The sequence below is a fragment of the Microbacterium sp. BF1 genome, assembly GCF_019279095.1.
In the GTDB taxonomy this organism is placed as follows: Bacteria; Actinomycetota; Actinomycetes; order Actinomycetales; family Microbacteriaceae; genus Microbacterium; species Microbacterium maritypicum.
This window is the reverse complement of sequence record NZ_JAGYWT010000108.1, coordinates 1-6,416: the sequence shown is the minus strand read 5'-3', so window position 1 is coordinate 6,416 and position 6,416 is coordinate 1. Positions and strand designations below refer to the sequence as shown.

At 68.1% G+C, this 6,416-nt stretch carries 8 protein-coding genes and 2 pseudogenes; 4 read left to right on the top strand and 6 right to left on the bottom strand.

Going from position 1 to position 6,416, the window contains the following annotated elements; genetic code table 11:
* Positions 1-409 (bottom strand): annotated as a pseudogene (locus KZA10_RS05870) (hypothetical protein); the annotation flags it as partial.
* Entirely contained in the window at positions 406-1,026 is a 621-nt protein-coding gene (locus KZA10_RS05865; RefSeq protein ID WP_141386464.1) for an SAF domain-containing protein, read from the bottom strand. The gene KZA10_RS05865 and the pseudogene KZA10_RS05870, both read right to left, overlap by 4 nt.
* A 97-nt stretch (positions 1,027-1,123) precedes the next feature.
* Here KZA10_RS05865 and KZA10_RS05860 point away from each other — a divergent pair, with 97 nt between their 5' ends.
* Positions 1,124-1,402, top strand: a complete 279-nt coding sequence (locus KZA10_RS05860; RefSeq protein ID WP_017831092.1) for a helix-turn-helix domain-containing protein — start codon at positions 1,124-1,126, stop codon at positions 1,400-1,402.
* Here the strand turns inward: KZA10_RS05860 and KZA10_RS05855 are convergent.
* Positions 1,390-2,001 carry a hypothetical protein gene (locus tag KZA10_RS05855; RefSeq protein WP_055872962.1) on the bottom strand — a complete coding sequence of 204 codons (612 nt, stop codon included), beginning with the start codon at positions 1,999-2,001 and terminating at the stop codon, positions 1,390-1,392. The genes KZA10_RS05860 and KZA10_RS05855 overlap by 13 nt on opposite strands.
* Before the next feature lie 129 nt (positions 2,002-2,130).
* Between KZA10_RS05855 and KZA10_RS05850 the strand changes: the two genes are divergently transcribed.
* A complete protein-coding gene (locus KZA10_RS05850) occupies positions 2,131-2,517 on the top strand; it encodes an Rv3235 family protein (RefSeq protein ID WP_017831090.1) in 387 nt (128 codons plus the stop codon).
* A 24-nt stretch (positions 2,518-2,541) separates the two neighbouring features.
* Positions 2,542-4,026, top strand: coding sequence for a sensor histidine kinase (locus KZA10_RS05845; RefSeq protein ID WP_141386463.1), 1,485 nt, complete (start codon positions 2,542-2,544; stop codon positions 4,024-4,026).
* Between the two features lie 63 nt (positions 4,027-4,089).
* Here the strand turns inward: KZA10_RS05845 and KZA10_RS05840 are convergent, their stop codons facing one another.
* Positions 4,090-4,338, bottom strand: coding sequence for a WhiB family transcriptional regulator (locus tag KZA10_RS05840; protein WP_017203224.1), 249 nt, complete (start codon positions 4,336-4,338; stop codon positions 4,090-4,092).
* Between the two features lie 230 nt (positions 4,339-4,568).
* Here KZA10_RS05840 and KZA10_RS05835 point away from each other — a divergent pair, with 230 nt between their 5' ends.
* Complete coding sequence (locus tag KZA10_RS05835; protein ID WP_229778892.1) at positions 4,569-4,955, top strand: hypothetical protein; 387 nt, start codon at positions 4,569-4,571, stop codon at positions 4,953-4,955.
* Positions 4,956-5,010: 55 nt separating this feature from the next.
* Here the strand turns inward: KZA10_RS05835 and bcp are convergent, their stop codons facing one another.
* Entirely contained in the window at positions 5,011-5,484 is a 474-nt protein-coding gene (gene bcp, locus KZA10_RS05830) for a thioredoxin-dependent thiol peroxidase (RefSeq protein ID WP_055869075.1), read from the bottom strand.
* A 9-nt stretch (positions 5,485-5,493) separates the two neighbouring features.
* Positions 5,494-6,288: pseudogene (gene rsgA, locus KZA10_RS05825) on the bottom strand (ribosome small subunit-dependent GTPase A); the annotation flags it as partial.
* Positions 6,289-6,416 lie beyond the last annotated feature (128 nt).

Sequence of the window (6,416 nt, the reverse complement as noted above, 5' to 3'; positions counted from 1 at the left end):
CGAGGGTCGAGCGCCCCGGAGCGCCGTGCGGTCCCCAGACCGCGATCACGCGATGCGGAAGGACGGACTGCGGGCGTGGCACGGTGTCTGTCTCGGATGCCAGCGCGGCAGCGATCTCCCATCCTGCCGCTTCCGGGCGGAGGGCCTCCGACAGCCCGAGACGCCCCAGCAGGCGGCTGTCTGCGCCGCCGAGCGCCAGGATGCGCACCCCGGCACGGTCGCATGCGGAGATCAGCTCGGCGCTCAGCACCGCTCTGGTGGCGGGGACGATGATCGCCTCCGCGCCCGGAGGCACCTCGATGACGGCGGTGGGGGAGAGGATCGCGACGACGTCGATGCCTTCGAGCGCCAGCTCCGCCGCCAGTTCACCCGCCCGTGGCTGAGGGATCGCCACCACGACGCCGGTCACGACTCGGCCCCGACCGGCACCACGGAGAGGGCGGCCCCACCCGTGATGGCGGCGAGCACGTCGGCCACATCGGCCCGATCGATCACGACCTCGAGCTGGGTTCCGGTGTCGGCGAGCACGCCTTCCGCATCGAGCACGTCGTGCACGATCACGTCGGCGACCAGGATACGGGGGACATCGTAGGAGCGTCCTTCGTCGAGGGGCGGCGCCTGCCAGACCTCCACGACCGTGCCCGCCTCCACTCCTTCCGGGATACCGGTGCTGCTCTGGATGACAATCGTGGTGGAGCGGCTGCGGTCGGCATCGGTCACAGCCGAGGACGGAACGAGTTCTCCGCTCTCGAGAGTGCGGGACGCGATGCTGCCGGTCGGGACGTCGTCCGGGCCGAGGTAGTCGTCGGCCAGCGACCCCAGACCGACGTCGACGACCTGGAAGTCGTCGGACGTCAGCACCTCACCCTGCGTGATGGTCCGGGTGGCCTGGAGCGTCGGAACGGCATCGTCGAACGCCGACACGATGAGCCAGACACCGGCGATCGAGAGAGCCACCAGCGCGATGCCCACGAGGAAGCGGACGTCGCCCCAGAACGCGCGCCGAGGAACAGAGAAGGAAGCCATGGCGATATCGTCACAGAAACGGCGTCGGGGCTCCGGGAGTTATCCACAAGGGACGAGCGGACCCGAATGCGGCGAACCTGTGGGCGAGAATGAGGGGATGCCTGCATTCCCCGTTCGCGCACCGCGCTACCTCGCCCCCTCGCAGGTGGCGGAGCTGCTGAGTATCGGGGTCGACGAGGTCGTCGCCCTGGTGCAGGAGGGAAGACTGCGGGGAGCGCAGCTGGGATCACCGCCTCGTTGGCGAGTGGAGGAGTCCAGCCTCGACGGGTACCTGGCCGAAGAATCGGAGAACTCTCGGCGGATGGCGCTGTGGCGCCAGTCCCAGACCGCGAGCTTCCCCGAGGTCTGGGGCACCTCTTCGGCTCACGGCACCTGATCGACCGGAGTACGCACGGCCACGAGTGATGTGAACGGGATGATGCGGAACCCGTGCACCGCTCGGGCGAGGCGCGCTTCGCCCGGATCATGCACGGCGAGATCGAGGTGATCGGACGCCGCTCGATCGATCGTGCCGTGGACGTCGTCGCCCACATGGGTGCTGATGTGCACGGGCACACGACGGCGTGCGAGGTCACGCAGCACGAATCCGAGCGTCATCCGCTCTCGGAGCGGGGAGTCTGCGGTGGGTGGTTCGTCGAGGCTCGCCAGGATCATGCCGTGATCCGTCGTGATGCCGGTGACGGCCGCGAGGGGGAGGAAGAAGCCGGCGGGTGCGCTGCGTTCCTCGCCGGTGCCGCGCGTGGAGACGGCGACCCAGTCCGCTCCGAGCGTCTGCAACGAGACCGGAATCCGTCGCCCGTTCACGAGACCGATCGTGACGTCCGCTCCTGCGCTGCACAGCGTACGCAGCCGCGCGCGCAGGTCCAACCGTGCGATGCGCAGCCGTTCGGACTCGGCGTCCAGCACCGCTCGTTCCGCCTCCCACTCCGCGGTCAGCTGGCCTTCGAGGTCTTCGAACAGTCGGTCCCAGTGCATCCGACAGAGCGTAGGCGACCCCGCTCGGGCGCGTACGAGTTATCCACATTCTTCGCCTCACCCCACTCCGGCGCTGGCGGCACGGTGCTGTACTGCTCACTCGCAGACCTTCCCGACCGAGAGTTCGACATGACGCCGCACGAGTACTTCGCACCCCAGCCGACATCGACCAGCGAGCTTCCCGACCCCGTGCCGCTTCTGCGCAGCCTCACGCACGGCGTCCTCGAAGTGCTGGCCGGTGTCAGGGAGGTCGATCAGCTCGCCAGGTGGTTCAGCGAGGACGCATTCCGAAGTCTGGTCACGCGCGCGAACCTCTCCTCGAGGGCACGCAGCGCGCGCGGGGTCGCTCCCGCCCGACCCACGTTCGAGATCAGGGCGCTGAGGGTCACGGAGCCGCTCGACGGCGTGATCGAAGCCGTCGTCGTGGTGGCCGGTCCTGGGCGCACCCGCGCCGTCGCCGTGCGCCTGGAAGGGATCGATCGTCGCTGGCGGGCGACGTCGCTGGCCATTCTCTGAGGCATCTGACCGTAGGCTGGTCAGGTGTCAACCCTCAGTGATCTCGCCCATGCCCAGGGGCGCCTGAACGACAGCGATGTCGAATGGCTCCACCGTCTCGCCGGGGACGGACAGCTCCTCGCGGACCTCGCCTCCGCCGACATCGTGATCTGGATCCAGACCGAGGACGGTTCGTTCATCGCGGTCGCGCACGCGCGACCTAGCGGCGCGGCGACGCTCTTCTATCGCGACATCGTCGGAGAGCGGGTGCGGCCCCAGTGGCGCACCCAGGTCCAGGGCGCCTTCGAGTCGGCCGAGATCGTCGACTCCTCCTCGCCCGACTGGTTCGAGGAGACGCCGACGCGCGTGCGGGCCGTGCCGATCCTGAGCGTCGGTCGCGGTGCCGACGCCCACTCGACCGTGATCGGAGTGGTGACCCGGCACACGAACCTCGGCGAGGTGCGCACGCCGTCTCGCCAGCAGATCACCTTCGACGAGTGCGCGAACGACCTGTTCCGCATGATCGCCGACGGGAGCTTCCCCGACCTCACGGCTCCGACGTCACCGCGTCGGGGAGCGCCTCGTGCCTCCGATGGTCTCATTCGCATCGATGTCGACGGGATCACCACCTTCGCCAGCCCGAACGCGCTCTCGGCCTTCAACCGGATGGGATTCGACGACGAGCTCGAGGGGGAGTCTCTCGCCGAGGTGACCACTCGTCTCGTCCCGCCCTCCCGGCAGGTCGACGAGTCGCTGCCCGTGGTGGTCACCGGGCGCGCTCCCTGGCGCACCGACATCGAAGCCCGCGGTGTGACGGTGTCCTTGCGTGCCATCCCGCTGAAGGACCACGGCACCCGCATCGGGGCGATCGTGCTGTGCCGCGACGTCTCAGAACTGCGCCACCAGGAGCAGGAGCTCATCACCAAGGACGCGACGATCCGTGAGATCCACCACCGGGTGAAGAACAACCTGCAGACGGTCGCCTCGCTTCTGCGCATCCAGGCGCGACGTACCCACTCAGACGAGGCGCGCGACGCCCTCACACAGGCCATGCGCCGCGTGGATGCGATCGCCGTGGTGCACGACACGCTCGCCCAGGGGCTGACGCAGAAGGTCGACTTCGACGAGGTCTTCCACCGCGTGCTCAAGCTCGTGGCCGAGGTCGCCTCGGCTCCGAACACACGCGCGCGGACACAGTCCACCGGACGGTTCGGAGTTCTTCCGAGCGAGTACGCGACACCTCTCGCGCTCGCTCTGACGGAGGTCGTGACGAATGCGGTCGAGCACGGTCTCGCAGGTCAAGAGGGCTTCGTCACGATCGACGCCAAGCGCACCGAGGACAATCTGCGCGTGACGGTGCGGGACACCGGTCTCGGTCTGCCGGAAGGGCGCATCGGCCAGGGCCTCGGCACTCAGATCATCCGCACGCTCATCCAGGGTGAGCTCGGTGGAACGATCGAGTGGCACGGGAGCGATGGCGAGGGCACCGAAGTGGTCATCGACATCCCCCTGCGCTGGCTCGAGAGGTGAGAGCTGCCGCATCCGAACAGACGAAAGCGGCCTGAGAGTCGATCTCAGGCCGCTTTCGGATGTTCAGGAGGCGCGGCGTGCGCGAGCGGCGCGACGCTTGAGAGCGCGGCGCTCGTCTTCGGAGAGCCCGCCCCAGACGCCCGAGTCCTGGCTGGTCTCCAGGGCGTACTGCAGGCAGATCTCGGTGACGGTGCAGGTGGCGCACACCGTCTTCGCCTTCTCGATCTGATCGACGGCAGGGCCAGTGTTCCCCACGGGGAAGAAAAGCTCGGGGTCGACAGTCAGGCAGGCGGCCTTATCGCGCCAGTCCATGGGGGCTCCTCGGTATGGATTTCAAGAGATGTCGCGATGCGACCTCTCGGATTCGGGTAGAAGTTCGGGTTCCGCTACCCTGTTGAGATGCGGACGGAATGCCCGCGAATTGTGATGCGAGCGTGAATGCTCGCCCCACGCCGCTGTGGGAGCACATGACTTTCTCTATTCTGTTACATGAAAACCATGAAATCAAGGGTTTTCTCTTCTTTCGATCCTTGGGAGACACCGTGCGCGCACCCGGAATCGCCTTGGCGGCAGCGGCGATCCTCGCCCTCGAAGCAGTGGCGCTCCTGGTCTTCGCCGTGGTCGAACTCGCCGGTCTCGGGGCGGGCGATGCGGCATCCCTGCCGACGGCCCTGGCGCTCATCGTGCTCACGCTGATCGGCGCCGCAGCCCTCGTGGCTTTCGCGGTGGGCACGCGGGTCGGGAAGTCGTGGGCTCGATCAGGCGGAGTGGTCTTTCAGGTACTCGCCGTAGCCCTCGCGCTCGCCTCTCTCACGCTGCAGCCGATCTCTTGGCCGTTCACCCTCGGGGTCGGGCTTCCCGGACTGCTCGGGTTCGCGCTGTTGATCTCGAGCGCACGTCGAGAAGGTCCGCAGCGCGCAACGGAGTGACCTCCGAGAGCTGCGGACGTCGGGGAGGTCTGCTGACCTCGGGGACAGCTGCGGGTCAGGCGTCGATGCCGAGCTGCTTGCGCAGCCGTGCCACGTGACCCGTGGCCTTCACGTTGTACTGCGCGAGAGCGATCTTGCCGTCCTCGTCGAGCACGAACGTCGAGCGGATGACCCCCTCGACGAGCTTGCCGTAGTTCATCTTCTCGCCCCACGCACCGTAGGCGGAGTGGACGGCGTGGTCAGGGTCGCTGAGGAGCGGGAAGGTCAGCCCATCGCGCTCGCGGAACTTCGCCAGCGTGGCGGGCTCGTCGCGTGAGACCCCGATGACGCGGTAGCCGGCGCCCTGGAGGGACGAGATGCTGTCGCGGAAGTCGCACGCCTGGGTGGTGCAGCCGGGAGTCATCGCCGCCGGGTAGAAGTACAGCACGGTCTTCTGGCCGCGCAGATCCTCGAGACGGACGATGTTCCCGTCCTGGTCGAGGAGGGAGAAGTCGGGGGCTGCGGTTCCTGGTTCGAGGCGCTGGGTCACGTCTCCAGCCTAACGGCCGGGGGCCTGATCCGCCTTGTCCGCGAACGTCTGCAGCAGACGCTGCAGGGAATCGAGTCGGGCACGCCCGGTCTCGCCCAGCTCTCCGCGCTCGGCGGCCTCGATCAGAGCGCAGTCGGGTGCATCGGCGAGATGGGTGCAGCCCCGGGGGCAGTCTTGGGCGATCGCGGCGAGTTCGGTGAACGCGGCCAGGATGTTCGCCGGATCGACGTGTCCGAGTCCGAAGGAGCGCACGCCGGGGGTGTCGATCACCCAGCCGGTGCCGTCCGCACCCTCGTAGCGCAGCGAAACGGTCGATGACGAGGTATGCCGACCGCGTCCGGTGACCTGGTTCACGTGCCCGGTGGCGCGCAAGGCCGACGGCACGAGGGCGTTGACGAGCGTCGACTTGCCCACCCCGGAGTGTCCGACGAAGACCGTGGAGTGTCCGACCAGCGCGTCGCCGATCTCGTCGAGGGGCATCTCGTCCTGCGCACTGGTGAACACACGCAGGTCCAGGCCGTCGAAGTGCGTCAGGAACTCGGTCGGATCGGCGATGTCGGTCTTAGTGACGACGAGCAGCGGGCGGATGCCGGCATCCAGTGCCGCGACGAGGTAACGGTCGACGAGGCGCGCGCGGGGCTCCGGGTCTGCGGCCGCGACGACGACGAGCATCTGATCGGCGTTCGCCACGATCACCCGTTCGACCTGATCGGTGTCGTCGGCGCTGCGGCGCAGCAGAGAGGTGCGATCGACGATGCCGATGATGCGCGCGAGCGTGCCCTCGTCTCCCGAGGTGTCGCCCACTCCCGGCTGACTCGTTCTTCACGAAGCAGATCGAACCGGGCGCGCCGTCGTGGATCCCCCGTCAGGCGATCCAGCACTCGGACGGCCCCAAGGAGTATCCCCTCGTCCAGGACGTCCCGACCCTCGTC

Coding starts and splice junctions, on each gene's coding strand:
- KZA10_RS05865 (WP_141386464.1), bottom strand. CDS start 1,026: ATGGCTTCCTTCTCTGTTCCTCGGCGCGCGTTCTGGGGCGACGTCCGC.
- KZA10_RS05860 (WP_017831092.1), top strand. CDS start 1,124: ATGCCTGCATTCCCCGTTCGCGCACCGCGCTACCTCGCCCCCTCGCAG.
- KZA10_RS05855 (WP_055872962.1), bottom strand. CDS start 2,001: ATGCACTGGGACCGACTGTTCGAAGACCTCGAAGGCCAGCTGACCGCG.
- KZA10_RS05850 (WP_017831090.1), top strand. CDS start 2,131: ATGACGCCGCACGAGTACTTCGCACCCCAGCCGACATCGACCAGCGAG.
- KZA10_RS05840 (WP_017203224.1), bottom strand. CDS start 4,338: ATGGACTGGCGCGATAAGGCCGCCTGCCTGACTGTCGACCCCGAGCTT.